This is a genomic window from Staphylococcus americanisciuri (assembly GCF_024814435.1).
GTDB lineage: Bacteria > Bacillota > Bacilli > Staphylococcales > Staphylococcaceae > Staphylococcus > Staphylococcus americanisciuri.
The window spans coordinates 59,580-86,104 of sequence record NZ_JANUXY010000003.1; the positions used below are offsets into that span (position 1 = coordinate 59,580).

Sequence of the window (26,525 nt, forward strand, 5' to 3'; positions counted from 1 at the left end):
TTTGAGTAAGAATACACACTTCTAGATAGTCTCGCTAACATGTGTCAATGAAATCTTTTTAGAAACAGAAAACGTCCTAACCTCCAACGAAAAAAGCTTGGTATAAATATAATATAACAATACTGATAACAATCGTAATATTACTCGCCATGGCAATCACAGGTAATGTACGATAACGAAATTCCACTGCGTAGGATAATGCTGCGACTCCAATTGGCATTAGCCATATCAATTGGAGTGTTATTTTTATCATTTCATCATCGACTGGTAGAAACAGATAAACCAATGTTCCGAATATAAAGCCAAAGCCATAATGTACACCGAGATATTTTAACGTAAGTGGTAAGAAGTGACGATCTAACTTAAAGTCCATTAGTACGCCTAACAACAACATAGAGAGTGGTAAATTTGCAGCGCCAATCACATCAAAAAAGTCTATCGCTGGACTTGGTAAATGAATGTGTAGGAGATTGAGACAAAGCATGATGACATAGGTCATTAAAGGCACTGACTTTAACAAGTTTAGCAACATTCTTTTAGGCTCTAAACCTCCACTGATATTTTGAAAATACGTACCTGCAAAATACGTCATACCAAACATAACGATTGCCCCACCAATATCAGCCATTCCAAAATAAATAAGCCCTTTATCAGGCCATATTTGTTGTACAAGTGGATAAGCAAAAATGCCGATATTCATACTACCAATCATCATCGCCATCGTACCACGCACTTCATTGTTATATTTAAGGAACATCAACACAATCAGCACTTTCGCAATCACGCCGTAGACTACCATCATCATCGGCAAAATGGAGAGCGATGGCGTCAGAACAACATCGTTCAAGTTGACGATAACTACCGCTGGCAACGTCAGGTTAAGTACAAGTATTGAGATGACTCGGCTGTCCTTTCCAGAAATAAATCCTAATCGTTTAAAAAGATAACCAATGGCAATCAATAATAATATGGTTACGAATTTAGCAGTCATATGTCTCCTCCTAATTATCAACGGTACTTATTTATCGTACTGTAAAAAGTTTTATTATTGCAATGGTAACATGCTATAATTAATACAATTGAAACAAGGAGGGTGTTGTATGGACTATGCACAGCAATTAGAAATGCTCAAATTAGATTATATCCGTTTACAAGGTGACTTAGAGAAAAGAGAGTCAACGTCTCAACAAGTAGATCCACTCATCAAGCAACTGGAAGTCATCGAGCAACAAATAGCTGAAGTGCGCGCAAAACTCAGTACATCACCATGTGCTAAGAACCAATAGCATCACGCATTATTCACTTAATTTTACGGATTAACATGCACGTTGATTGAATGACCTATATCATTTCTTTCACTTGCCATATAGATTTGTTATGTTTGGCGCAACTAGCTACAGTAGCGCATCACATAGAAAGGATGTATCCTAATGTTCGCTTATCTCATTCTGTTACCACTGATGTATCTCATCGTAGCATATATCAGTATTTTCAAGATGGATCTCTTATTACCGAAGATTTTACGCCTCCTAATGGCCGTCTTACTCATCATTGTCGTTGCAACATCACTCTTATACTATCCATCTCAAACATGGTGGTTACTAGCCGTGTTGTTGATGTTAATTGGTAACGTAGAAATCACAGCCTTTAAACATTTCAAACATGATCACAAAGGTGTGCAAATATTAAATATGATGACTTTATTAATTTTAGTTGTCTATATAGTAGTAACATTGATTCTCTTATAAAATCATATCGACATACCAAACGCCTTTCATGGTTACATAACACGTACCATAAAAGGCGTTATATTATTTTCGATAAAGTGGTTCAAGGGTAGCCAAACGGTTGAGTGCTTCAGCTAACTGCTCATCATCAATTGCAAACGACACACGCACATAACCTTCACCTTCTTCTCCAAACGGATGACCCGGTGCGGCTAATATCGATAATTCTTGTAATAAATAAGCAATAAAATCATCACTCGTCATATGCGGTGGGCTTGGTAACCATAAAAAGATGCCCCCTCTTATCGGTTCATGTGGAATGTGATGCTCAGTCAATACATCTGAAATCATATCTCGACGCTTACGAAATACTTCTCTTTGTTGTACCAATACATCATCACATTCATTTAGCGCTATCGTACAGGCATCTTGCAGTGCACCATACATTCCAGCTTGGGTGTGGGTATGATATTTTTGTAAGTTCGCAATTATTTCGGGATTCCCCACTGCAAAACCAACACGATAACCTGACATATTATAACCTTTAGAGAAAGAAAATACCTCTACCGCAACATCTTTTGCCCCTTTAGCTGCCAGGATACTTGGGTTGGGCGTATCAAAGCCAAATGCTTGATATGCAAAGTCGTGCACAATCTTAATCTGTGTACCATGAAAACGATCAATAGTATTCTGGAAAAATTCTGGTGTCGCTACAGAACCTGTTGGATTGTTCGGATAGGTTAAGTAGATTAACTTTGTCTGTGATGTATCAACCTTTTCCCACTCAGGTAAATAGTGTTGTGCTGGTGATAGCTTGAGGCGTTTGGGGATACCATGCGCAAGATGAACACCTGCTTCGTAATCTGTATAGCCAGGATCCGGTAATAATACTTCATCTCCCGGCTCAATAACACATGTTGGTAAAGCAACCAAACCGTTCTTTGTGCCATAGAATAAACATACTTCCGTCTCTGGATCGAGCGTCACACCAAAATGGCGATGATAAAAGTCAACGATTGCTTGCTTAAAATGTGCCTTCCCTTGAAAAGCTAGATATTTCTGATTTTCTGGTTTAACAATCGCTTCGGCTAATGCATCTAATATTCGCTGTGGTGTATCAGCATCTGGTATACCTACCGCCAAGTTAATTAACGGTAGCGAACCATGTGTAACCTTTTTTCCCATTGTTTTACCGAAATAACTATCTGGAATCTGCTTCAAAATATTTGTATAAGCCATATTATCTCCCCCGTATGGAATAGAAGCTGAGACATTTCAATGTATGCCTCAGCTTCTCTATCTCATGTATCGAGATTTTATAATATTTTTATCTTACAGAACGAATTAACGTACGTCAATGTTTTCAGACTTTTTAGTCAATCTGTTTTTAATGGTAAATAATACTTCATAGATAACTGGTACAACAATCAATGTCAGTAACGTTGAAGATAATAGACCACCGATTACTGTTGCAGCGAGACCTTTCGAGATGAGTACAGAACTGTCTTGACCGAATAACATCGGAATCAAGGCGCCTATTGTAGCAATCGCTGTCATTAGAATCGGTCGAATACGCGTGCCGCCTGCTTCTAATAAAGCTTCTTTCATTGACATACCGGCTGCTTCATTGTTAATCACCCTGTCAATCAACACGATGGCATTAGTTACAACTATACCAATCAACATTAACATTCCAATCATGCTCGGAACAGATAATGTCTCACCTGTAAGAATTAATGCGAACACAACACCAATCACCGTGTAAGGTAATGAGAATAAGATAGTAAATGGTGCTAAGCCGCCTTTGAATGTCAACACAAGGACGAGATATACAATAAGAATCGCTGCTAACATTGCATACATCAACTGTGTAAAGGCAGATGAGATATCTTCATTAGTACCACCTAATGACGTTTTTATATCAGCAGGTTTATCAATTTTGTTAAGACCTTTCATGACTTCTTGAGATATAGCACCTACATCATCACCAGATATTTTGCCTGTTACAGTTGTGGTATAATCGCCACCCTCTTTAATCAACTTGTTAGGTGTTGATGACTTCTCTAACGTGGCGATTTCACTGAGCGTCACTACATTGCCTGTTGCTGTAGGAATAGGTGTTTGTGCTAACTTTTGTTGTGTCCATTCTGTCTCTTTTTTCTGTTTCACAATTACATCGTATGTTTGATCTTGATCTTTAACTTTTGACACTGTCATGTCAGGAATGTTGGCATTCAGCATCTGTGCAAGTTGGCCTGCAGTCACCCCATATTCTCCTGCTTTATCTGTGTCCACTTTAACCTGATATTGCTCATATGTTTCGGCAAGATCCGATTTCACATTTGTTAAACCATCCACATCTTGCATCATTTTCGTTACTTTATCTACTGTATCTTCAAGACGCTCTGGTGAAGGGCCTGAAACTTGAACGTTCAATTCATTAGACGTAGCGCCTGTGCTCATATCAAGATTTTTCCAATCTCCTGGATGTTTTAATGTCTTAATATAGTTTAGGACGCGTTGTGGCTCTTTATCAAAGTTTGGTGTTTCTGTGTCATATTGTACCATCAGTGCCATACTATTCGTACTGCCAGTTGGATCGACAGGAGAAGCACCGCCGACAGAGTATTGTACATTTTCAACATATTTATTTTTCTGCAAATAGCGTTCAACCGCTTCTGCATGCTTTAAAACGTTCTCTTCAGTCTCTCCAGCTTTTGGAGAATACGTGAGTGCCATAAATTTGTTGTCACCTGTAGAAATAAAACTTGTCCCTATTTTCATCATGCCTAAACCGATACTGCCAATTAACAAGACCGTACTAAGCAACATGACAATCCATTTATGATCTAAACTCCAGTTCAAGATACGCTTATAGTGCTGACTAACAAAGCCGGTCTTCTCTGTCGCCTTTTTTGAAAGTCCGTGTTTAAAAAAGACCGAACCCAGAACTGGTACAATTGTAATAGATACGAGCAATGACGCCAGTAAACTAAATGTAATGGCATATGCAAATGGACGGAACATCTGCCCTACCATGCCTGTCACAAAAGCAAGGGGGGCGAATACCACAATTGTTACAATAGTTGATGACATGATTGGAATGAAAACTTCTTTTGTTGCTGAAACAATTAAGTTATCTCCTGATAGCCGTTCATCTGATCGCGTTAATCGACGGTATATATTTTCGATAACAACAATAGAATCATCAATCACACGTCCTATCGCTACAGTAAGTGCACCTAAAGTTAAGATATTTAATGAAACATCAGTTAACTTAAGTGCTGTCATTGCAATGAGCAGAGACAATGGAATAGATACAATTGAGATGGCTGTCATACGGAAGTTACGCAAAAAGAGCATGATAACAATCACCGCTACAATTGAACCGATGAGTGCTTTTTCAATCATCGTGTTTAATGAATCCTGAATAGGTTTTGCTGTGTCCATAATTTGAACCGCTTTTAGATGTTTACGCTCACTTACGAACTGTTTGATTGTTTTATCGACTTCTTTTGCAACCGCTACTGTATTAGCATCCTGTGCTTTAATCACTTGGATATCAACAGCATCTTTACCGTTAGTGCGTGAAATAGACTCCCGTTCATCTGCTAACGTAACTTGGGCGACATCTTTTAACGCCACAGATTGTTGTGTCTTGGGTGTTTGAGTTGCTTGTGATTGCGCAAAAGTCATTTGCTGTCCTTCACTTTGTTGTTGCGCAATCGACAGCGGGATTTCCATATTTTTAAGTGCATCTACAGAGGAGAATTGACCATCTACCACGACAGACTTTTCAGTGTCACCAAATTGGAACAAACCAAGTGGCACTTCTTTTGTTGCCGCTTCGATGTAATCAATGACCTGTTTTTGACTAAGCCCAGCAGCGCCTAACTTTTTGTCATCAAATTCAACTTTTACACGACGACTTGTTTGACCGTTAACTGTTGCACGTTGGACACCGTCAATTTCTTGTAATTTCGGTATTAAATTGTTTTCTACATCTTTAGTACTTTGTTTAATATCATTATTATCATGCAATATTGAATATGCTACAACTGGAAACGCATAAAGTGAATTTCGCTGAATCTCAGGCTTTTCAACCCCTTCAGCAAATTCAAGTTTCTTCAATACCTTATCAATATCCTGTTCAGCACGATCCATGTCTGTTTGTTCATTAAACTTGACGGTTATCAACGATGCATTAGCAAGTGATTCGGTCTTCACACTTGAGACATCAGACATGCCACGAATTGCTTCATCGATTGGGTTGCTTACCTCTTTCATAACTGTTTCAGGTGTTGCCCCTGGCATGGTCGTTGTAATCGTCAACATCGGTGGTTCCGTGTCTGGCAAAAGCTCTAACTTCATCTTAAAGCTTGCAAATACACCACCTAGTATCACTAGCAATACCATCAACATAATGGCAAATTTGTTGGATAATGAAAAATCAATCAGCTTTTTTACCACTCTTTATTACCCCTCCCATATGTAGTGTATATATCAATGTCTATTTTATTGTAACCTACACTATTGTAACGGTTCATCATGTATCACGCTATAAAAATGTCCAGCTCATTATTGTTTCTTTTCAGATTCAACATAGCTGGACATACTATTATCAATTACTTTTTATGCGCTTTAATTTTACGAACCACTTTGATTTTGAATTTTGTTAATTGCGGCTTAAACTGCTCAATCGCACGATAAAGGATTGGATTTAAGACATAATCAAATTCTCCTATTTTCTCACTTAAATATGTTCCCCACATGCGTTTGAATTGCCATAATCCATAGTGCTCAGAATCTTCATCAGGTGCATTGTCTGTCCCACCAAAGTCAAAAGTTGTCGCACCTTTTCCACGTGCATATTTCATCATTTCAAATTGCATATGATGGTTTGGTAAAAACTTACGGTAATGGTTTGAAGACGCACCGTACAAATAATATGCTTTTTTACCACAAAACATAAGCAGCGCACCGGATAAATATACACCTTCTGGATGCTTTTGAGCTAATGCTTCCATTTCTGTAATCGCCTCTTGTTTTTTAGGCAATTGCAATTGTACATCTTTCAGCTTATTGCGCACTTTTTTGTTTTCTTGATTTTTGTTCAATAATGCTGCTTCTTCTGATTTTAACTGTTCCTTTTCCGCACGCAACACTTCTAGTACATGCACTGGGTTTAACTTCACTAAAAACAGCTCTGCATCACCATCAGGATGAAGTGCATCATATATTGTCTCAAAATAAGAAATATCACGCGTTAAGAAACCATCACGTTCACCTGTTTCTTTCATCAAATCAGCAAAGATACCCAATTGTTCACGACCAGCACGTTCTACTACTGTCCCTCTCTTCATCGCTGCACGAACTTTTGTACGGTTATTCGTTGAAAAGCTTTTAATCAGTTCTTCATCAGATTTGTCAATAGGTGTAATCATTGTCATACGCGGTTGAATATAATCTTTAGACAATCCATCTTTGAATCCTTTGTGTCGAAAACCTAGCCCTTTTAAGTCTTGAACGACTGTCATCCCTTGTTCCACTTCAACATCTGGGTCTATTTTAATTGTGTAGGCTTTTTCTTGTTTAGCAATATGGATTGCCTCGACTAGCAGTGTCTTAACTGCACGTTGATCTGCATAATCGACAACAAAACCTCTTGAAGCATAGCACAACGTAAAAGGTGTGTGTGGAATTTTCTTGAATAATAATTGTGCAACACCATGAATCTCATTATTTTCTCCCACTGCGATTCGTTTAGTATACCAACCTGTGAGTTTTTTTGTTTCACCCCATTGTGTTAACTGCAAAAGGTCACCATTAGGGTGTGACTTTACAAACGCATCATGCGCTTGATCAGTTATGTTCATCAATTTCATGATATAAAGCTCCTTTAAATTTTCATTCTTTTAGTATCTAGATGAAACCAAGGCACCAGTGGCATAGACATATCTTACCTAAGCCTTACTTAATTCTATATACCTCAGCTTACAACTTGATGTCGTTGTTGTTCAATATATTATCTGCTCATATATAATTATGATTGTGCAGGTTTGAAATGATAACTTGCACCACGTGTTCTAATGAGCAATGGCGCATGAATTGTCGTATCTATAAAATGCACGCCCTCAATCATATCATCTTTACCCTCTACAATTTTAAACTTCACTTTCTTCGCAGGACTTTCAAGAATCGTATACTTATCCGCTGTTTCAACGATTTCCATATCAAACCACTGTTGCCAATTTTCAACCATTGTTTGACGCTGATGCGAATGAAATTCAATCATATCAATAGATAGTTGACTTTGAAAGGCATCTTTCAAATCTGCCTCTCTCGCTTCATCTGACTTATCCCATTGAATGAAAAATGGCATCATCACATCGAAATGATGATTGTTAACGTAAAGCAATTGCCAATGAATTTCATGTCCCTTTTTATTCTCACGTGTCATGTGCACAGGACCTACAACTTCTAGACCACGCGCCAAAAATTGTTCTTTTAACTTCTGAATATTATGCGTTCTAAAACATACTTTTTTGAAGCCTTGCTTGTAGCCATGGTTAATAATAGAAGTCGCAAATGAATATTTACCTTCTTGTGTTTTGGATTGTTGCTTCATCTTGCCTTGATTAAAAACATCTAATAACTCAATATAGCTCAAATCAATCTGGACGAGACGATTAAATGTTCCTAGATTTTCATGACGCCCACCTTTTTGAATCTCCAAATATTTCCCGGGAAACTCAAAATGTTGTAAACCATCTATATAATGTATCATATGATCAAATTCGATATCTACCATGTTACCACTCCCGACTACGATTCGTTGTATATATTTTACCAAAAATTGGCCATTAACGCTCGAATGAGTTCTATATGCACGTATCATATATCAAAATGTTATAATGTCTTTATCTATGCTTTAGAAAGGAGCGTCTTGTATGCAACTGATGCATCTATTTGATCATGTAACCAAACTATACCGACCATATGTCAAATTAATACAACCACTTTTGGATGCATATCAACTTCATCCAGCACAGTGGTTAATTCTTAAAGATATCCACCAACATCCAGAAACAACACTTGTTCAAGTTTCTAAAAGACGTTCTATTGAAAAACCAACAGCACGTAAAATTCTCAAAGTACTAGACGAACGCGGATTGCTTTCTATTCAACCTGGTCAAGATAAAAGAGAAAAACTGCTCACCTTGTCCATTGAAGGAGAAGCAGTTTACCATGAACTAATAACAGATATTCAAAACAAACAAATAGAAATTGCAGCGACACTACCGATGACATCAGCAGAAGTTGAACAAACCATGCACTTGCTAGATCAACTCTATCGTCGAATGATTGCCCAAGTACAACAACTTGAATCGTAAACCGTTAAGAAAGTGCGTATTGTAAGGTTCATTCCTACAAGACGCACTTTTGCGTTAACCACCTATATAATTCATGTTGATTTTCTTCTTACGTCGATTTTTAACAGTCTGTTCTGTGCGCTCATCTGAGTATCGGTCGTCTCGAATATGCCACAATTTCGCTAGTTCGTCTTTGACCTTTGCATCTGAAGGCTCTCTTCTCAACAAAACTCTCACATCAAATCCTTCTGCTGTGCTGAATAAACAACCGTAGAGTTTACCATCAGATGATAAACGTGCTCTTGTACATGTAGAACAAAACGATTCAGATACACTTGTAATCAAGCCAAATTGTGCTTTGGCGCCTACATGGCGATAATATTTCGCCACTTCACCATAATAGCGTGGTGGAACCGGCTCAATATCAAACGCTTGTTGAATCATCGTTAACATCTCATCTTTAGTCACAACCTTGCTGAAGTCCCAACCATTATCATTGCCTACGTCCATAAACTCAATAAACCTTATCGTAACGTCTTGATTTCTGAAATATGACAGCATTGGGACGATTTGATCATCATTTATCCCTTTTTGGATAACAACATTAACTTTTACTTCCAAACCAATTTCCACAGCATAGTCAATCTGTTCTAGAATGGTCGATGCTTTAATATTGCGATTATTGATGGACTGGAATAAGTGATCGTCTATTGCGTCTAGACTGACATTAATGCGACGTAAACCAGCATCATATAATTTTTGTCCATGCTTTTTAAGCAACAGACCATTCGTTGTCAGCCCAATATCCTCAATGCCTTCAATGTTATTAATCTGCCTAATTAACTGATCTAAATCACGGCGCAACAAGGGTTCCCCGCCTGTAATACGCACTTTTTTAACCCCAAGCTGTGCATAAATACGCGTCACTCGTACTATTTCTTCAAAAGTTAACAATTCATTTTTAGGCAAGAATACATAATCATCCCCAAAGATTTCTTTTGGCATGCAGTAATCACAGCGAAAGTTACAACGGTCTGTAACGGAAATGCGCAGATCACGTATCGGTCGTCCCAGTTTATCTAATATTTGTGTTGTCATCTTGCGCCCTCCTTCGCTCTTTTATTCTACAAGCCCTTGTTCTAAGCGTTCTAAATCATCTGGATAATTAATATTGCAATACCACTGATGGGGCATATCAAGCTTCTCTACATCTAACCATTGTGCCGACACTTGCTCATAAACACGTTTCATACTAAAATCATCTGATGCTAAAACAGAAGCAATCGTTGGCATAACATTCCGATGATAGAACGCAATCGTTGGTATCGGATAACCTTCTGATGCGAAACCTGCAATATCAAGTTGTGACTCTATCAAGTTGGCTACCATAAATTGATACAATCGACTAATTGCTTTTTGATTGACCAATGGTGTGTCGACTGAGATGACAAAGTAAAGTTCTGCCTCATCTTGCTGCATGACACTGTAAATGCCTGCCAACGGTCCTTTGTCACGATGTATCTCGCAATCAACGATAACACGTTGCCCTGTGAAATGATTTGCCAACTGTTGATTGCTACTTATAATAATCTCACTGAACATATTAGTTGCTTCCAAGGTTTGAATTAAGCGCTGGTAGAACAATTCTCCTTGAATGGATGCTAATGCTTTTGGTGCGCCAAAGCGCCTTGACTGCCCACCTGCTAGTATAATTGCTTTCATCTCTATCATTAACCTCCACTGACTGGTGGAATGAGTGCTACTACATCATTCGGCTTTACAATTGCATCTTCATGAACAAACTCTTCGTTAACAGCTACTTGAAAAGACTTGCCTTGAATCACTGGATACGTCCCATACAAATGTTTTTTTAATTCGGCAACTGTTATCTCATAATCAAAATGCAATGTATCTTCTGCGCGATTCAGTTTTTCTTTTATTTCGGCAAAATATAGTATTTTCACGACGACTCTCCTCTCACGATAGCATTTTCATGATAACCACGTTGATGCCCCTGCCATTCTGCACCATCTTCCCATATTTCTTTTTTCCATATTGGGACGATTTCTTTAATCCGCTCTATCGCATACTCATTCGCTGCATAAGCATCTTTGCGGTGCGGTGAAGAGACACTGATGCATACCGCAATATCTGATATCGCCAATGCACCAATACGATGAACCATCGCCGTAATCGTTCCCGGCCAACGTGCGCTGATTTCCTCGCCAATCTGCGCAAGTTTTTTCTCAGCCATTGGTACATACGCCTCATATTCGAGATATTCCGTACGAATCCCTTTCGTCCACTCTCGAACGTGACCGGTAAATACAACCACTGCACCTTGCTTCTCATTCAATGTCCACTGGCGATATTGTTCTGGTTCAATTGGCGCCGTTGTTACTTCATATTGCTTCATCTTATCTCTCCTAGCTTTCTTTAATCCACTGTGTAAGCCATGCGTCGAATTGTTTATAATCGAATCCATCTATCGTTCGTTGTATCGCATATTGTACATTGTATAGCTGTTGTAATGCGAGCAACTCAGCTTCATCTCGATAAACAATGACCTTGGGATATAATGCTTCTTTATAACCTTCCACTAAAATCACACTATGCGCAATCGTCACACATTCTGCCAACAAGTCCTCTAATGTTGAGTAGCGGTTGCGCTCAATACTTTCAACATAATCATGTCCTTGCACAATGCTTTGGTCAGCTCCAGCCTCAAAATGGCGCATATGGTCGACTTGACGCTCTGGCAATACAATTTCTTCGCCAATATGCCCATGATGCTTCACCGTTACAACTGAATGCCCTGCTGCTTTTAAACTTTTCACTGCATGTGTCATCAAAGTTGTTTTACCGCTATTTTTATACCCAACAATCTGCAAAATCATATATATAACTCCTGTTGATACATTTCAACTGATGTTAACAATACATCCACTTGATGTCCCGCATGATAGCCTCTTGTGCCTCCAGGTAACATCATTATGCCATTGCTATGTGCAATAGCAACCACTGCGCCTGATTTGTTAAATCCTGAAGGGCGTACAGTTGCCTCTCGTCCTGTCAGTGTTACATTGGCACGTACAAACCGTGTAAATGGGTTCGCTTTTTTGAAATCTGTCATCAATGTCGCACGTACGATTGCCGGATAGCAACACAACGCTCCCATCATATGATAAATAGCTGGTTTAGTAAGTAATTCATAGCCTGAATAGCATGCGGATGGGTTCCCAGATAATCCGAACAGGTATTTCCCTTGTGCCACAGCAACCGTTGTCACACTTCCGGGACGCATTGCAATTTTGTTGAATAATACCTCCGCTTCTAGCGCTTGATAGATGTCTGGTAAATAATCGAAGTCCCCAACTGATACGCCACCTGTTGTAATGACCATATCATGTTGTTCGAGCGCTGAAGAAATCACTGACAAACTACTATCATAATCATCCATTTGTATGTTGTAGCGTACCACATCTATGCCTTCTTTTTGTAGTAAAGCAGCAATCATTGGCCCATTAGAGTTACGTATTTTGCCCGGCTCTAAATCGTCTTCTACATCTAACAACTCACTGCCTGTCGCAATAATTGCAACAGTAGGCTTACGATAAACAGGAACTTCAGCATAACCAAACGTCGCCAGCACTGCAACAGCACCTGCATTAATGCGTTGTCCTCTATGTAGTACAACGTCTCCGGTTGCTGTCTCTTCACCTTTCACTGACACATTTTCTAATCTTTCAAATGCTTTGCGCAATGTGAACCCTTTTGCCGTTTCAACCGTTTGTTCCAACATAACTACTGCATCGGCTCCCTCTGGCAACTGCGCACCTGTCATAATACGCACCGCTTGTCCTGGCTGTATTGTTTTTTTCGATACGCTTCCCGCACCGATATGATCAATGACTTCGAACGCAATACGATTATTAGTACTCGCACCTTGTGAATCTTCACTGCGAATAGCGAAACCATCATAGGGTGACTTATCAAAACGTGGAATATCATGTGTTGCAACAATATCCTCAGCCAAAATATAACCTTCACTCTCATATAAACTCACACGCGTCTGCTCTGTATAAATATCTTGTTGCAATACACGATGTATCGCTTCCTTCACTGGGATTGGATGTCTTTTTTCAACAGGCATACTCTTCCACTCCTAACAAAAATTTTGAATCATGCTATACTTACCTTGCATCTTAAAGGAGGAATAACATGTCTGAATTCACACATTTGAATCAACAAGGCAATGCCAAAATGGTAGACGTCTCTAACAAATCTATTACAAAAAGGACGGCTATCGCACGTTCAAGCATTATAGTCAATCAAACAATCTATCAACAAATCACAGATAATACAAACAAAAAAGGCAACGTCCTGAACACCGCACAAATTGCTGGGATTATGGCAGCGAAAAATACCGCTTCAATCATCCCCATGTGCCACCCTCTTCCAATATCAGGCGTCGATGTCTCCTTTGATTGGGATACAGCCAATGACCAATTTATCTTACAAATAGAAACAACTGTCTCAACAACAGGGCAAACAGGGGTTGAAATGGAAGCATTAACAGCTGCCTCTGCTACTGCATTGACAGTCTACGATATGTGCAAAGCGGTTGATAAAGGGATGATTATTGGTGAAACCTATCTCATCAAAAAAACTGGCGGAAAGTCTGATTTTCAACGCTAATTGACAAAAAATGTAAAAGATTGCAACTGACCGGAGTGTAAATACGCTTTTTAAGCTTTTTCACTCCGGACGTCCATGTTCAGGCGTCATATTTCCACTTTTTGATCATTCACTTATTTAATTCATGTACAAGATGATTCAATTCTGGCAATATCAGTCGATTCATACCAAGTTTCACTGCTCCAGTAGAACCCGGTAAACAAAAAATCAACTTATTGCCAATTGTGCCACCAACTGCACGGGATAACAAAGCACGTGTCCCCACATCTTCGGCATAACTTAAATATCGAAATAGCTCCCCAAATCCTTCTATTTCTTTCGTCAAAAAGGGCGTGACGGACTCTATTGTGACATCTCTAGGCGCAATGCCTGTCCCACCCGTTGTAATAATCACATCAATATCTTCAGTTAACCACGTATATAATTGTGACTGAATCTCTGTCTTGTCATCTTTTACAATTCGATAATGATCGGCTTGAATTTCCGTGTTTATCGTTTCGAGCAACGTTTTAACTAATTGACCGCCTTTATCCGTTTCAAGTGTACGTGTATCAGAAACCGTCAGTACGGCACAGCGTATGATTCTATCTAACTTCACATTAGTATGCATGATATCTCTCCTTATTGAGGCTTAGCCAAATAATTGATGTATCAACTTCTTCGCTTGCTGCACTTCACGCATACCATGGATGAGTAAACGTCCATTTTGAAAGGCAACAATACGATGACCTTTATATTCAAATTGCAATAAGTAACCGTTCGTATGATATGCCATATGACATGACTTCAAATACGCTTCTAATTGTTCATACGTTAACCCTTCATGCTGATATTGCACTGTATCTCGACCACATAATGACGCATAATTAGTTGGACGCTGCTGTAAATAAGGATATTCTGGATGCTTCCCACATGTCGAACAAGCTTCTCGCTGCATACGACCAAAGCCAAATGTCTGATGTGTACCATCCCATAAATCGCCATACGTTAGCTTAGGCATCACAGAAGTATCTGTTAAAACTTTCAACGCATCTCTTAATTGTAAACTCGTTGTCATCGTCACAGCTGGTTGAATCACCCCTACTGTATCACAAGTTAAGTTCATCGCTGGAATCTGTGGTATTAAGCATTGAAAACATGGCGTTTGCCCAGGAATGAAAGGTGCTTCAACATACGTACTCCGGACTACTCCGCCATAAATCCAAGGTTTGCCATGTGCATAGGCAGCATCGTTAATCATCATACGTGTTTCAAAGTTATCTGTCGCATCTAAAATAAGGTCGACTTGTGGCACGTATTGCTCTAAAAATGTACCATCCACATGTTCAACAAATGCAGTGATAACAACATCACGACGAATAGCCTGTAAAGCTTTTTGTGCTGCAATGACTTTAGGCACTTGACGTTCAGCATCTCTTTCATTAAACAATGTTTGTCGTTGCAAATTTGAATATTCAATATAATCGCGATCAACGATATACAGTGTTCCAATACCTGCGCGCACTAATCCTTCAGCTAGATGTGTTCCCAATGCACCCATACCCACTATCAGTACAGCTTTACGATTAATCTTCTGTTGTCCTTTTTGTCCAATGCCGTCAAATAATATCTGCCGTGAATAGCGATTTTGTGTCATTGTTCTGAACCTTTCTTACATTTTATAATCTCTTACCATTATACGGTGTTGTAGTTCTACTCTCAATCATTTAAACGTATAATATCCTACCTGACAATTAGGCATTTCAATACTTTCATTGCGTATTTTCCCTATCTTTTAATCAATCGGTTAGAACTTGCACAGATTCGAGTAATCATTGAAAGTGAGAAAGGTTGAGTAAAAATAAAAAACTTGAAAAACGTATTTTCACTCTGGGAAGGTACTTACTTCTATATCATCTCTCCTCTTTGAACAGTCATTTTATTAATGCCCCCTTCTCCAATCAATAAAACAATCGATTCACAGATAATGTGTACATTAAAAAATAGACACATGCCTTATAACCAGCATGCATCTATCTCATTTTTATGCAATTGTAATTACCTCATGTGCAAGTTGCTGTGCTTCTTGCTGAGAGTGTGTCACAAAAATAATCGGTATACGCCACGTTTCAAAAATCTGTTGCACAAGTGTCATACTTTCTTGTTTTGATATATCATCTAAACTCGAAAACGGTTCATCCAACAATAACAAGTCTGGTTTTGTACTCAGTGCTCTTGCTAATGCGGCACGTTGCTTCTCTCCACCTGAACAGCGGATAGGATATGCATCAAGTATATGTGTAATTTTCAACGCTTCTGTCAATGCCTCAATATGATCATTCCACGCCGTCATAAAAGTAATATTTTGACGAATCGTCATATGCGGGAAAAGCTGATAATCTTGAAAAAGATAACCAATACGTCGATCTCGAATCGGTATCATCACTTGATTACTTATATCAACAAGCGTTCGTTGATGTATGCGTACATATCCTACATCTGGTGCTTGAATACCTGCAATCATGTTAAGACATGTCGTTTTGCCAATACCTGATGCGCCTTGTAACGCATAAATCTTAGGTGCTTTTGCCGATATATGAAACGAAATGCGGTTGTCATTAATGACTTTGTCCAGTTGTATCTCTAGCACTTATTTCACCTCGCGATAATGGTCCTTATTCAACATATTCATAGTTCCCATCACAGTCACTGCAAATGCGACAAGTACAAGCACCCACAACCATGCTTGATGCTCTTTACCTTGCTGAACAAGGAAATATATTTCAAGTGGTAAAGTATTGGTCTTCCCAGGAATATAACCTGCTACCATTAATGTTGCACCAAACTCACCAATTGCACGTGCAAAAGCCATCATTGCGCCAGAGATCAAGGCACGTTTGGATAACGGTAAAATCAATCGATAAAAGATTTTCCATTCTGAAGCCCCCATTGTTCTAGCTGTATTCAACATCTTAGTATCAATATTTCGAAACCCTTGTACCGCATGTTGATACATCAATGGAAAACTTACAATAACAGATGCAATCACTGCGCCTGTTAAGGTAAAAACGACTTTAAGTCCTAATATATCTGTTATGAAGTGACCTATCACCCCATTAACCGAAAAGACAATGAGCAATAAAAATCCCATCACAGTTGGCGGCAATACAATAGGTAAAAGAACCAAACTCTCACAAAACTTAACCAGCTTCCCTTGCTTATTGTATAACAACTTGGCAGCAACTGTTGCAAACAATACAACAATCACTGTGCTGATGAGTGCAACTCGCAAAGAAATCCAAAAAGGCGTAAGTTCTGGCATCATATTGTCACCTAAACCTCAAAATGATATTTTTTCAAGATTTTTTTCGCTTCATCTGATTTCATAAATGTCATCCATTCTTTTGCTGCTTTCTTATCTGTCACTACACCCATACGATAAGTAATCGGCTTTTTCAGATCAGCATCTGATACTTTAGTCACACCTTGTTGTTCTTTGCCACCCGCATATAGATCTGTCTCATATACAAAGCCAAGTTGTGCATTGCCTTTATCAACATAATTCAACACTTCTCTCACATCTTTGGCATATACTACATGCGACTCAACACTTTGCCACAGATTATGATCCTCAAGATACATCTTCGCATACTTTCCAGCCGGTACTGATTCAACCTCACCAATGGCTAACTTATCATCGCCTGTCAATGCTGTCACTTCATCAATCGTGCTCCCTTGCTGCTTAATCAACACTAACTTATTGTGCGCATAATCATATGTATCTTTAATTTGATCATGCTCTTTTAATGCATCTACGTCTTTCGTATTGGCAGACATAAACACATCTGCAGGCGCCCCTTTTTCAATTTGCTGTCTTAGCGCTCCTGAACCGCCATAGTTAAATGATACCTTAACATCCTTATGTGTCTTGCTAAAAGCTTGTTCCAACTCTTTCGTAACATCTGTTAAACTTGCAGCCGCAGATACAGTAATCTCCTCTTTATTATTCTTAGATGTTTCATTCGACTGAGACTGACCACATGCACTTAACACTAATACTAATGATAAGCACAATAACAATAAGTACTTAAATTTCATATAATCTCGCTCCTTTGGAATGATATTGTCAAACTTACCTTACTCTTTATTTTAACAAAATGCACGACTATGTCAGCAATAATTTTCAAAACACTCAATATAATCTAAACACATATTTCCCATACTCATAAACTTGCCCTAGACGCGTGACAAAAGCTGAGTCATGATGAATTGATACACAGATAAACAGTTCCCACTGATTGTCTCACTTTCACTAAGCTTTTTCATTAATCCCAGCCTCTACAAAATCTTGGCATCTTCAAAATAGCGATGTCCCCTCTTCCTTATTTGTTAGAAAACACTTACACTATATACATGAATGAATATAAGGGGGATCGGCTTATGGAACAAGATATTCGATATAACCAACCCATTATTCGCTATCAAGGTGGTCAACTGATTGAAATGACAGATGATTATGTAACGGAGTTCCCTTTGACAGTGAATGTAAATGCACATGAATTTGCGACAGTTATCTGTAGTCCGAATCATATTGAAGAACTGATTCTAGGTTTCTTAGCATCTGAAGGTGTCATCATGAAACGAGACGATTTGTTACAACTCGAACTTGATGAACAACGTGGTTACGCCTATGTTAAGATAAATAAAGATATTCAACAATTGAACTATCTCTCCACCAAACGCCTTGTCGCTTCTTGTTGTGGCAAAAGCCGAGAATTTTATTTCCAAAATGACGCAGCCATTGCTAAAACTTCTATGACTACAATCCGTGTAACGCCACAACAGATATTACATATGATGGCACAATTACAGGCACATAGTGAGACTTTTAAAGCAACAGGTGGTTTACACAATGCAGCCATTAGTGATGGCAAAGACTTTTACGTACACCGCCAAGATATCGGCCGCCATAACGCTCTAGATAAGCTTTATGGCTACTGTATACAGCGCCACATCTCTGTGCGTAACAAAATCTTAATATTCAGTGGTCGTATCTCGTCTGAAATATTAATTAAAGCAGCCAAAATTGGGGTCGGTATTATTATCTCAAAATCAGCACCTACAACATTAGCCGTCCAACTTGCAAAAGACTTGAATATTACCGCTGTTGGCTTCGTACGTGAAGACCGCTTTAATATTTATAGCCATCCCGAGCGTGTCACTGATACTTCATCTAGCAGAACATATAACAATAAAACCGCTCAATAAAACAATAAGGTCAATGAATCATGTTTCTAGCATACGATTCATTGACCTTTTCTTGTTTCTATTCATGTAATGCCGAATATTGAAATCCAACATATGTATAGCCTTGTTTGACATACATATCTTTAGCTGTATCTTCTGCATCTGCAACCAAAATGACCGGGCGATTCTGTGCAAGTGCGCCGACAACCGCTTGCATCCGCGTACCAATACCTTGATGACGATAATCTGACAAAACTGCAAAACCATCCAACTCGATATAGTCCTTATTCGATATGATATTGAGAATTCCAACAGGTCGCTCCTCTTCATAAGCTACATAGTAATGAAGAGGATGTTGCTCATCTCGTATCACAGATTGCATATACACTTCACATTCAGTTATATACGCTTCACCATATTCAAGACTATCGGGTCGAAATACCGCAAAGTAATCTTCAAGATTGTTTGACGTTACGCGCTTCATATCAATCGCTTGATCTGTTAACGCACGCAGCTGTGCGCCTTCAATCATATAAAGTTCAACACATCCGAGCGTAAAACCTTCAGCACGTAAATACTGCAACAATTCGACAGGTGGTTTTTCATCTTGTGGAAAATCAAAGTTCAAATGCGATGACCCCTGTGATGCATGAATTTTACGTTGCTTCAGCATATCACTTTGAAACGTTAACTTGTCTGGCATCACCTTATAGCACCATTTGTTGCCATCATACTTCAAAGGCCTTTCTGGTGTTCTATAATATTTCAGCCTAGCATCTTCTTCAAAAAAAGCCCCATCAACATAGATATCATCCATTGTAATCTGCACCATTACCACCTGCCTTATATTATTACGCAGCCATTTGTTTCATAATACGTGAAGTCACTGGATTGTTGTACAGTGCCACTGCAATGAAAGTTGCAATAACTGCTTTAATCAAGTCACCTGGCAAGAATGTTAATGATAAATATAAAGCTTTACTGATCGGCATATGAATTATGAATGCCATCACGATACCACCAACTGTATCTAATAAAATTACGCCAAATCCAACAATAATTGCCAATGTGCGTCCAAAGTTAAGTTTATCATACTGACGATCGCGTGCCCAACCAATTAAAAATGCTGACACACCGTACATAACGAGGTACCCAGCTGAAGGGCCTAAAAAGACACCGAAGCCACCACGGCCTCCTGATAATAAAGGTGCTCCTACCATAACAAGTAATAAAAAGACAATAACACTTAAAAGGCCATATTTGCGCCCAAGTAATATGCCCGCCAAGAAAATACCGATATTTTGTAAAACAATAGGGACCGGTAAAAATGGTAATGGTATCGCTGGGACTAATCCCATAACAGCAATGATTGCTGTCATCAAGGCCGCATAGACTAAATGTTTAGTATTCAATTGTTGTTCCTCCTAATAAATACGAAAAATCAGAATCTGAGTCTCTTTGCAAGATTCCATAACGTATTATACCACCATTGTAAACTTTAGGTCTACAAATGTTTACACTTCAGAAACTGCACCGATTAACGCCGCATGATTTTGCAATTGTGCTGTTCTTATTGTGGCATGTCCATAACCCTCGGGTAAATATTTCTCAACTTGCGGTACAATGAACTGTAGTAAATTTGCCCCTTGTGCAGATACGCCACCGCCAATAACAATCTCAGCTGGGTCATAGATAATTTGTATTTCTGCAATACCACGCGCTACCTCTTCTCCCCACTGTTGTAGAGAGGCTTTCGCGTGTTCGTCACCTTTACTCGCAAGGTCAAACCATTCTGCAATAGAATGATATGCATACCCCTTACCTGTTAAAAATCGTTTAAGTCCATTTGTTGATGCTCGTTGTTCATAGTTCGTCTTCGTTAGTGGATCATACAATAAGTTCCCAATTTGATTAGGGCGATGACGTGCACCTGTCATCAATCCTAAATCACTGTTATAGTAGCTCCCACCTATGCCCGTTCCAAGCGTTAAACAAAAAAGACTCTCCACAGGCTTGGGCATTACCGTTAATTCCCCTAATAAAGCGGCATCTACGTCATTATATACACGCAATTCATCAATATAAGGCGCTAGGTGTGCCGCAAAATCTGTTCCTGTATAATCTCGAATGTTCGGGTTCGCATAAGCAATTCTACATGCGTCTCGATCAACGGCACCTGCTGTCGAAATCCCCACATGAACTTCTTGAATGTCATGCTTTTCAATATACTGTTGCAATTGTAATTTTATAACATTTACAATTGCATCTCCCTCATTCACAGGCGTCTGTACTTTTTGATAATCCTTCAAAGTACCATCCTGTTCTACAATTGCCGACTTAATATAAGTTCCCCCGATATCAAAAGCAATTTTTGTCATAATATGCCGCCCCTTTCATTAAATGTTCTGTCAACAATGCTTTAGCTTGATCATAATTTTTGTCTCTTAAAGCCCGATAAATCTCGCGGTGCTCCTGTATAACCATCTCATTTTGTTCTATAGAAGTCTCAATCGGTGTACGGTAAAAATACGCATGTACCACCGCGCTCATTTGTTTGAATAATTCGGAATCAACCGCCATTAACAATTGTGCATGAAATGCTTGGTCCACTTTGCTATCAAATAACGTTGCATCGTCCACCAGTGCATTCGCAATACCTTCTAATGATGATTGCTCACGTTCAATAACATCAATCGCTGCTAATTCAAATGTCAAACGCAACATCATCAAGTCTTTCAGATTGCCTTGAGAGACTTGAAAGCTAAATAAAAATCCTTCTATTAGTGGGCGAATGTCTTGCGCTTTGACCAATGTACCTCGCCCTTGAATACTTTCCGTTACACCTGTATTCTCAAGATAGCTCAAAGCCTCTCGTACAACAGAACGACTAACTTGATAATCTTCAGCCAATTGACGTTCTGTTGGCAATTTATCCCCCACTTGTAACTGCTCTTTTAGAATATAGTCTTTAATCTTTCCAACTACAATTTGTTTCAAACTTTGACGCTCTGTCATTTTATTGATAGATTCCACTGTTCACATCCCTCTCCATCAACTCAGTCATCTTGATGTTTACATTCTTTTTTACTAACACAGTAACTTTCTTAAATCTCATCGTATCAATTAGTCAAGTATTTGAAAACACTCAAAAGATTACTTATCAATTATTGTGACAATATCTTTAGAAATTATAAAATTTTAGTTGACCTATCATTTGATAACGCTTACAATTAAATTATAAATTGGTCAGACCAATATGACAAATAAAAACTAATTTGGAGGGCTTTTTGTGGATAATGAGTTAAAAGGTTTATATGCAGCACTACTCGTACCCTTTGATGAACATGGTCAAATCAAAGAAACAGGACTCCGAGAAATTGTTCGAAATGCCATAGATGTTCAAAAGTTAGACGGCTTATATGTAAACGGTAGTTCAGGAGAAAACTTCTTGATGAACACTGAACAGAAAAAAGAAGTTTTCCGCATTGCTAAAGATGAAGCACAAGATGAAATCCACCTCATCGCTCAAGTCGGTGCGCTCGACTTAAATGAAGCTATCGAGCTTGGTAAATACGCTACTGAACTTGGCTATGACGCTTTATCAGCAGTCACACCTTTTTACTACCCATTTACTTTTGAAGAAATTAGAGACTATTACTTCAAAATTATTGAAGCAACTAATAACAAGATGATTATCTACTCAATTCCTGGATTAACTGGTGTAAACATTTCAATTCAGCAATTTGAGTCATTATTCGAAAATAAAAACATCATCGGAGTAAAATATACAGCACCTGATTTCTACTTGCTTGAGCGCTTACGTAAAGCATTCCCTGATAAATTAATCTTTTCAGGATTCGATGAAATGCTTGTACAAGCTGCCATTTCAGGCGTTGATGGTGCCATTGGTTCAACATATAACGTCAATGGTATTCGTGCACGCGAAACATTCGAAGCTGCACAGAATGGTGATATCGCTCGTGCTTATGAATTACAACACGAGACGAATGACATTATTGAAGCGGTCTTAAAAATGGGACTTTATCCAACATTGAAAGCTTTATTAGTAGAGAAAGGGATTGATACCGGCTTACCGAAAGCACCTTTCCATCCGTTCGATGAAAAATATCGTCCGGAACTTAAAGCCATCGTTGAAAAATATAACTTATAGTAAACGCATGTTGAGGAACGAGATACGCACGGTTTCATAGGATTGACGTATACAATACCTAGCGATCTCTTTCCTTTTCTTAACCATTGTATGTTAACGCTTACATGAATAGTTGGGATATGTACAATGACAAATGTTGTGTCATTGTGGTGAATCACTTTCCCAAAATGAGAGGAGATTTTATATGGAAACAGTAGGATTTGGATTTTGGAACTGGGTAGCACTTGTTCTCTATTTAATACTTATGCTAATCATCGGTGCCTATTTTACCAAACGTGCTGGACAAGATACAGATAGCTTCTTTACAGCAAGTGGACGCCTTCCAGCATGGGTCGTTGGCTTTTCAATCTATGCCACAACTTTGAGTGCCATTACATTTATGTCAACACCAGAAAAGTCGTTTTTAACTGACTGGTCTTATATTGCTGGGAATATCGCCATTGTTGCGATTATTCCATTATTAATATATTTTTATATTCCATTTTTCAAAAAATTACGTGTTACATCTGCATACGAATATTTGGAAGCACGTTTCAATCCAGCAGTGCGTGTGATTGGTTCATTACTCTTCGTATTCTTCCACTTAGGACGTATTGCAATCGTAATCTATTTACCAACACTGGCTATCACATCTGTATCAGACATTAACCCTTATATTGTTGCCAGCCTTGTAGGACTCTTATGTATTCTCTATACATTCTTGGGTGGTTTTGAAGGTGTTGTTTGGAGTGACTTTATCCAAGGTGTCATCTTATTAGGCGGTGCATTTGTTATCATTGTTATGGGAATTTCACATATCGACGGTGGTCTCTCTACAGTTGTTCAAGATGCCGTAGCTAATAAAAAATTTATCAGCATTGATAACTGGAAACTTAATGCCACTGCTGCAGCAATTCCTGTCATCTTTTTAGGTAGTGTTTTCAATAACTTACAACAATATACTGCCAGTCAAGATGTTGTTCAACGTTATCAGGCCTCTGAATCATTAAAAGAAACATCTCAATCTATTTGGACAAATGGTATCTTAGCACTGATCTCTGCACCTTTATTCTACGGTATGGGTACAGTACTATATGCCTTTTATGCACAACACCAAACTTTACCTGAAGGCTTCAATACGTCATCTATCGTGCCATACTTTATATTGACTGAAATGCCACCTTTTGTTGCAGGATTATTGATTGCGGCAATCTTTGCAGCGGCACAATCAACTATTTCATCTAGCTTAAACTCTATCGCTGCATGTTTGTCAGTCGATATCAAACAGCGTTTCTTTGGCAAAAAGAGCGAAAAAGCAGAAGTGCGTTTTGCAAGACTTGCAACTGTCATCGTAGGTCTCTTCAGTATGCTCGTATCACTTTACTTAATTGCTGCTGATTCAAGTGATGTATGGGACTTATTCTTATTAATTACAGGACTATTCGGTGTCCCAATCGCTGGGATCTTTGCAGTCGGTATCTTTACAAAACGTACGCATGGTGTAGGTGTTATTATCGGTATTGTTGTCGCTGTTATCGCAAGCTATTTCTTACAAGGTATCGGCGGTGCAGGTTCACCATTCTATGTTTCTATTTTAGCCTTTGCAATTGCTTTCATTGTCGCTTATGTTGCAAGCTTAATTATTCCACAACCTAGCAAAGATATCGCTGGTCTTACAATTTACGACAAGCACGGTGAAGTCACATATAAATCAAAATCATAAAAAATAGACCGCTACATGTCCTCGTCTCGATATGTAGCGGTTTATAGTTCTATACCTTTTGTGGTGGGATGGCATGATGAGCCATTCTGCCTTTTTCTTTATTAACATGCAAAAGCGCTCATACCTCTATCACTTTAAGTGCCAAAATCCAAATTAACGGAGACATGATGCGCTTATATATAATGCTATCTTAAAACAACTCAAAATTAAAAATGAAAATATTCAATCACATCATCTTGATGAAGCTGTGGAAGTGCGTGGTCAGCTTTCTACAGTCTATACGACTATATATGCATACACAAAAGCTATAAAATTATTATCTGTTAAAACCTTTGTCAAGCTTACCTCGACACATATCTATGGATCGTTTAAGCACATGAAACATGTACTTTTCTCTTTATGAATCACGAACAAGAAACGATGATATTCAAAAAGCGCACAATCACAACGGACTGTACGCTAAAATGAAGACAGCTATTTCAACTTAGCTGGCACTACAAGATACTGAACATTATCTTGCCACCATGGAAGCTGAACAGCTGTATTTATAGATATTCTTGAAACAGTAAAAACATACTAAGATTAATTAGTGGCTTAACCTTAGTATGTTTTCTTATTACTTACTCATTAATTTTTCTTTTAAACCTTTACGCATAACTTCTAATGTGTAAGGATCATTGTACCAGTAAACGTTAGAGTCTACTTTGATAACGCGATCTTTTTGAACAGCTGGTAAGTTTTTCCACATATCTGTTTGTTGGAATTCTGGCTCAGCTGCATCTTTCGTTTGAGCACTTACAATAATATCTCCAGCATATTTGGCAATTTCTTCTTTAGAGATTTCTGTCCAACCTTCTTTTTCAGTTGCTTTCTCTAACTCACTAGGCATGTTTAAATCGAATGCTTGATAGATGACTTCACTACCGCGTCCCCAGTTTTTACCATATGCATAGATTTTTTTGTCGAAGTCTTCAAAGATTGATACTGTTACATCATCACCAAGTTGTTTTTTAATCTCTTTACCATCTTGTGATGTCTGTTTCTCCCAATCTTTTTTCCATTTTTGTACTTCATCTTCTTTACCAACAATCTTACCGAGTAATTCTTGTTGTTCAAGATAGTTGTATTGACCATAGTCGATTGCAAGTGTTGGTGCAATCTTCTTAAGTTTTTTCACATTCTTATCTGTGTTGTACGTCAAAATCAAATCTGGCTTTAAAGACGCAACTTTTTCAACATCTTCAGCACCGACTTTTGTAACATTTTTAAACTTTTTCGTTAATACTGGACTTTGGTCAACACTTTCAACCACACCCGCAATATTAGCGTCTAAATATTTTAAGCCCCCTGCATAAGTTGGTGCTAATACAACGATACGTTTTGGATCTTTAGGAATTTCTACCTTTTCCGTACCATTTGCAGTTTTAAGTGTGAGTTCTTTCATTTCGCCTTTAGACGAGCTGCTATCCCCACTTTGACCGCACGCAGCCAATACAAATACAAGTGCTATTATAGATAATAGTAATCTCTTCATCATTACATCTCCCATTTTTTAATTGATAATGATTATCATTATTGTATTGTGTTTTTGAATCAAATGCAATCTTTTTTTCAAATTATGGACAATT

28 protein-coding genes are annotated in these 26,525 nt (G+C 38.4%); 7 read left to right on the forward strand and 21 right to left on the reverse strand.

Translation table 11 applies throughout. The features are described 5' to 3' along the window. Positions 1 to 76: 76 nt before the first annotated feature. Positions 77 to 991: an AEC family transporter gene (locus NXS11_RS03735; protein ID WP_259199091.1), complete on the reverse strand. Its 915-nt coding sequence runs from the start codon at positions 989 to 991 to the stop codon at positions 77 to 79. Positions 992 to 1,100: 109 nt separating this feature from the next. Here NXS11_RS03735 and NXS11_RS03740 point away from each other — a divergent pair, with 109 nt between their 5' ends. Next, entirely contained in the window at positions 1,101 to 1,286 is a 186-nt protein-coding gene (locus NXS11_RS03740) for an SE1832 family protein (RefSeq protein ID WP_259199094.1), read from the forward strand. Between the two features lie 144 nt (positions 1,287 to 1,430). Beyond that, positions 1,431 to 1,748, forward strand: coding sequence for a membrane stabilizing protein MspA (mspA, locus tag NXS11_RS03745; protein ID WP_259199095.1), 318 nt, complete (start codon positions 1,431 to 1,433; stop codon positions 1,746 to 1,748). Between the two features lie 63 nt (positions 1,749 to 1,811). On the opposite strand, the gene NXS11_RS03750 is transcribed toward mspA, so the two are convergent. The 4 genes from NXS11_RS03750 to NXS11_RS03765 all read right to left on the reverse strand — a co-directional run bounded on the left by NXS11_RS03750 (position 1,812) and on the right by NXS11_RS03765 (position 8,538). Further along, a complete protein-coding gene (locus NXS11_RS03750) occupies positions 1,812 to 2,966 on the reverse strand; it encodes an aminotransferase class I/II-fold pyridoxal phosphate-dependent enzyme (RefSeq protein ID WP_259199096.1) in 1,155 nt (384 codons plus the stop codon). Between the two features lie 105 nt (positions 2,967 to 3,071). Next, positions 3,072 to 6,197 (reverse strand): efflux RND transporter permease subunit, encoded by a 3,126-nt coding sequence (locus tag NXS11_RS03755; protein WP_259199097.1) that lies wholly within the window; start codon positions 6,195 to 6,197, stop codon positions 3,072 to 3,074. A 155-nt stretch (positions 6,198 to 6,352) separates the two neighbouring features. Next, a complete protein-coding gene (locus NXS11_RS03760; protein ID WP_259199098.1) occupies positions 6,353 to 7,612 on the reverse strand; it encodes a lipid II:glycine glycyltransferase FemX in 1,260 nt (419 codons plus the stop codon). 158 nt (positions 7,613 to 7,770) lie between these two features. Next, the gene (locus tag NXS11_RS03765) at positions 7,771 to 8,538 is read right to left on the reverse strand and encodes a VOC family protein (protein ID WP_259199099.1); all 768 of its coding nucleotides are present in this window, start codon (positions 8,536 to 8,538) and stop codon (positions 7,771 to 7,773) included. A 139-nt stretch (positions 8,539 to 8,677) separates the two neighbouring features. Here NXS11_RS03765 and NXS11_RS03770 point away from each other — a divergent pair, with 139 nt between their 5' ends. Beyond that, positions 8,678 to 9,121 carry a MarR family winged helix-turn-helix transcriptional regulator gene (locus tag NXS11_RS03770; RefSeq protein WP_259199101.1) on the forward strand — a complete coding sequence of 148 codons (444 nt, stop codon included), beginning with the start codon at positions 8,678 to 8,680 and terminating at the stop codon, positions 9,119 to 9,121. A gap of 54 nt (positions 9,122 to 9,175) precedes the next feature. Here the strand turns inward: NXS11_RS03770 and moaA are convergent, their stop codons facing one another. The 6 genes from moaA to NXS11_RS03800 are packed head-to-tail and all read right to left on the reverse strand — an operon-like array spanning position 9,176 to position 13,253. Next, positions 9,176 to 10,198 carry a GTP 3',8-cyclase MoaA gene (gene moaA / locus NXS11_RS03775; protein WP_259199103.1) on the reverse strand — a complete coding sequence of 341 codons (1,023 nt, stop codon included), beginning with the start codon at positions 10,196 to 10,198 and terminating at the stop codon, positions 9,176 to 9,178. Between the two features lie 21 nt (positions 10,199 to 10,219). Next, positions 10,220 to 10,822, reverse strand: a complete 603-nt coding sequence (gene mobA / locus NXS11_RS03780; protein WP_259199104.1) for a molybdenum cofactor guanylyltransferase MobA — start codon at positions 10,820 to 10,822, stop codon at positions 10,220 to 10,222. A gap of 8 nt (positions 10,823 to 10,830) precedes the next feature. Next, positions 10,831 to 11,064 carry a molybdopterin converting factor subunit 1 gene (moaD, locus tag NXS11_RS03785; protein ID WP_259199106.1) on the reverse strand — a complete coding sequence of 78 codons (234 nt, stop codon included), beginning with the start codon at positions 11,062 to 11,064 and terminating at the stop codon, positions 10,831 to 10,833. Further along, positions 11,061 to 11,516 (reverse strand): molybdenum cofactor biosynthesis protein MoaE, encoded by a 456-nt coding sequence (locus NXS11_RS03790; protein WP_259199107.1) that lies wholly within the window; start codon positions 11,514 to 11,516, stop codon positions 11,061 to 11,063. The genes moaD and NXS11_RS03790 overlap by 4 nt, the downstream gene beginning before the upstream one ends. 10 nt (positions 11,517 to 11,526) lie before the next feature. Beyond that, complete coding sequence (gene mobB / locus NXS11_RS03795; RefSeq protein WP_259199108.1) at positions 11,527 to 11,997, reverse strand: molybdopterin-guanine dinucleotide biosynthesis protein B; 471 nt, start codon at positions 11,995 to 11,997, stop codon at positions 11,527 to 11,529. Further along, positions 11,994 to 13,253: a molybdopterin molybdotransferase MoeA gene (locus NXS11_RS03800; protein WP_259199109.1), complete on the reverse strand. Its 1,260-nt coding sequence runs from the start codon at positions 13,251 to 13,253 to the stop codon at positions 11,994 to 11,996. The genes mobB and NXS11_RS03800 overlap by 4 nt, the downstream gene beginning before the upstream one ends. A 68-nt stretch (positions 13,254 to 13,321) precedes the next feature. Between NXS11_RS03800 and moaC the strand changes: the two genes are divergently transcribed. Beyond that, a complete protein-coding gene (gene moaC / locus NXS11_RS03805) occupies positions 13,322 to 13,798 on the forward strand; it encodes a cyclic pyranopterin monophosphate synthase MoaC (protein WP_259199110.1) in 477 nt (158 codons plus the stop codon). A gap of 109 nt (positions 13,799 to 13,907) precedes the next feature. Here the strand turns inward: moaC and NXS11_RS03810 are convergent, their stop codons facing one another. The 5 genes from NXS11_RS03810 to modA form a co-directional block, all read right to left on the reverse strand. Further along, positions 13,908 to 14,408, reverse strand: coding sequence for a MogA/MoaB family molybdenum cofactor biosynthesis protein (locus tag NXS11_RS03810; RefSeq protein ID WP_259199112.1), 501 nt, complete (start codon positions 14,406 to 14,408; stop codon positions 13,908 to 13,910). Positions 14,409 to 14,429: 21 nt separating this feature from the next. Further along, positions 14,430 to 15,434: a ThiF family adenylyltransferase gene (locus tag NXS11_RS03815; protein ID WP_259199114.1), complete on the reverse strand. Its 1,005-nt coding sequence runs from the start codon at positions 15,432 to 15,434 to the stop codon at positions 14,430 to 14,432. A 387-nt stretch (positions 15,435 to 15,821) separates the two neighbouring features. Continuing rightward, positions 15,822 to 16,427: an ATP-binding cassette domain-containing protein gene (locus NXS11_RS03820; protein ID WP_259199115.1), complete on the reverse strand. Its 606-nt coding sequence runs from the start codon at positions 16,425 to 16,427 to the stop codon at positions 15,822 to 15,824. Continuing rightward, on the reverse strand, positions 16,428 to 17,099 hold the full coding sequence (gene modB / locus NXS11_RS03825) for a molybdate ABC transporter permease subunit (protein ID WP_259199116.1): 672 nt from the start codon (positions 17,097 to 17,099) through the stop codon (positions 16,428 to 16,430). 11 nt (positions 17,100 to 17,110) lie between these two features. After that, positions 17,111 to 17,875 carry a molybdate ABC transporter substrate-binding protein gene (gene modA / locus NXS11_RS03830; RefSeq protein ID WP_259199117.1) on the reverse strand — a complete coding sequence of 255 codons (765 nt, stop codon included), beginning with the start codon at positions 17,873 to 17,875 and terminating at the stop codon, positions 17,111 to 17,113. Positions 17,876 to 18,217: 342 nt separating this feature from the next. On the opposite strand from modA, the gene fdhD reads away from it, so the two are divergent. After that, entirely contained in the window at positions 18,218 to 19,045 is an 828-nt protein-coding gene (gene fdhD / locus NXS11_RS03835; protein WP_259199119.1) for a formate dehydrogenase accessory sulfurtransferase FdhD, read from the forward strand. A gap of 58 nt (positions 19,046 to 19,103) precedes the next feature. Here fdhD and NXS11_RS03840 read toward each other — a convergent pair whose 3' ends face one another. From NXS11_RS03840 to NXS11_RS03855, 4 genes are all read right to left on the reverse strand, one after another. Continuing rightward, complete coding sequence (locus NXS11_RS03840) at positions 19,104 to 19,856, reverse strand: GNAT family N-acetyltransferase (protein WP_259199120.1); 753 nt, start codon at positions 19,854 to 19,856, stop codon at positions 19,104 to 19,106. A gap of 19 nt (positions 19,857 to 19,875) precedes the next feature. Then, positions 19,876 to 20,436: a biotin transporter BioY gene (locus NXS11_RS03845; protein ID WP_259199122.1), complete on the reverse strand. Its 561-nt coding sequence runs from the start codon at positions 20,434 to 20,436 to the stop codon at positions 19,876 to 19,878. A gap of 102 nt (positions 20,437 to 20,538) precedes the next feature. Then, entirely contained in the window at positions 20,539 to 21,402 is an 864-nt protein-coding gene (locus tag NXS11_RS03850; RefSeq protein ID WP_259199123.1) for an ROK family protein, read from the reverse strand. Then, entirely contained in the window at positions 21,383 to 22,057 is a 675-nt protein-coding gene (locus NXS11_RS03855) for a FadR/GntR family transcriptional regulator (protein ID WP_259199124.1), read from the reverse strand. The genes NXS11_RS03850 and NXS11_RS03855 overlap by 20 nt, the downstream gene beginning before the upstream one ends. A 256-nt stretch (positions 22,058 to 22,313) precedes the next feature. On the opposite strand from NXS11_RS03855, the gene NXS11_RS03860 reads away from it, so the two are divergent. Together NXS11_RS03860 and NXS11_RS03865 are read left to right on the forward strand one after the other, a co-directional pair. Beyond that, on the forward strand, positions 22,314 to 23,195 hold the full coding sequence (locus NXS11_RS03860) for an N-acetylneuraminate lyase (protein WP_259199125.1): 882 nt from the start codon (positions 22,314 to 22,316) through the stop codon (positions 23,193 to 23,195). A 184-nt stretch (positions 23,196 to 23,379) separates the two neighbouring features. Continuing rightward, the gene (locus NXS11_RS03865) at positions 23,380 to 24,897 is read left to right on the forward strand and encodes a sodium:solute symporter family protein (RefSeq protein WP_259199126.1); all 1,518 of its coding nucleotides are present in this window, start codon (positions 23,380 to 23,382) and stop codon (positions 24,895 to 24,897) included. A gap of 616 nt (positions 24,898 to 25,513) precedes the next feature. Here the strand turns inward: NXS11_RS03865 and NXS11_RS03870 are convergent. Beyond that, the gene (locus NXS11_RS03870) at positions 25,514 to 26,431 is read right to left on the reverse strand and encodes an ABC transporter substrate-binding protein (protein ID WP_259199127.1); all 918 of its coding nucleotides are present in this window, start codon (positions 26,429 to 26,431) and stop codon (positions 25,514 to 25,516) included. Between the last annotated feature and the right edge of the window lie 94 nt (positions 26,432 to 26,525).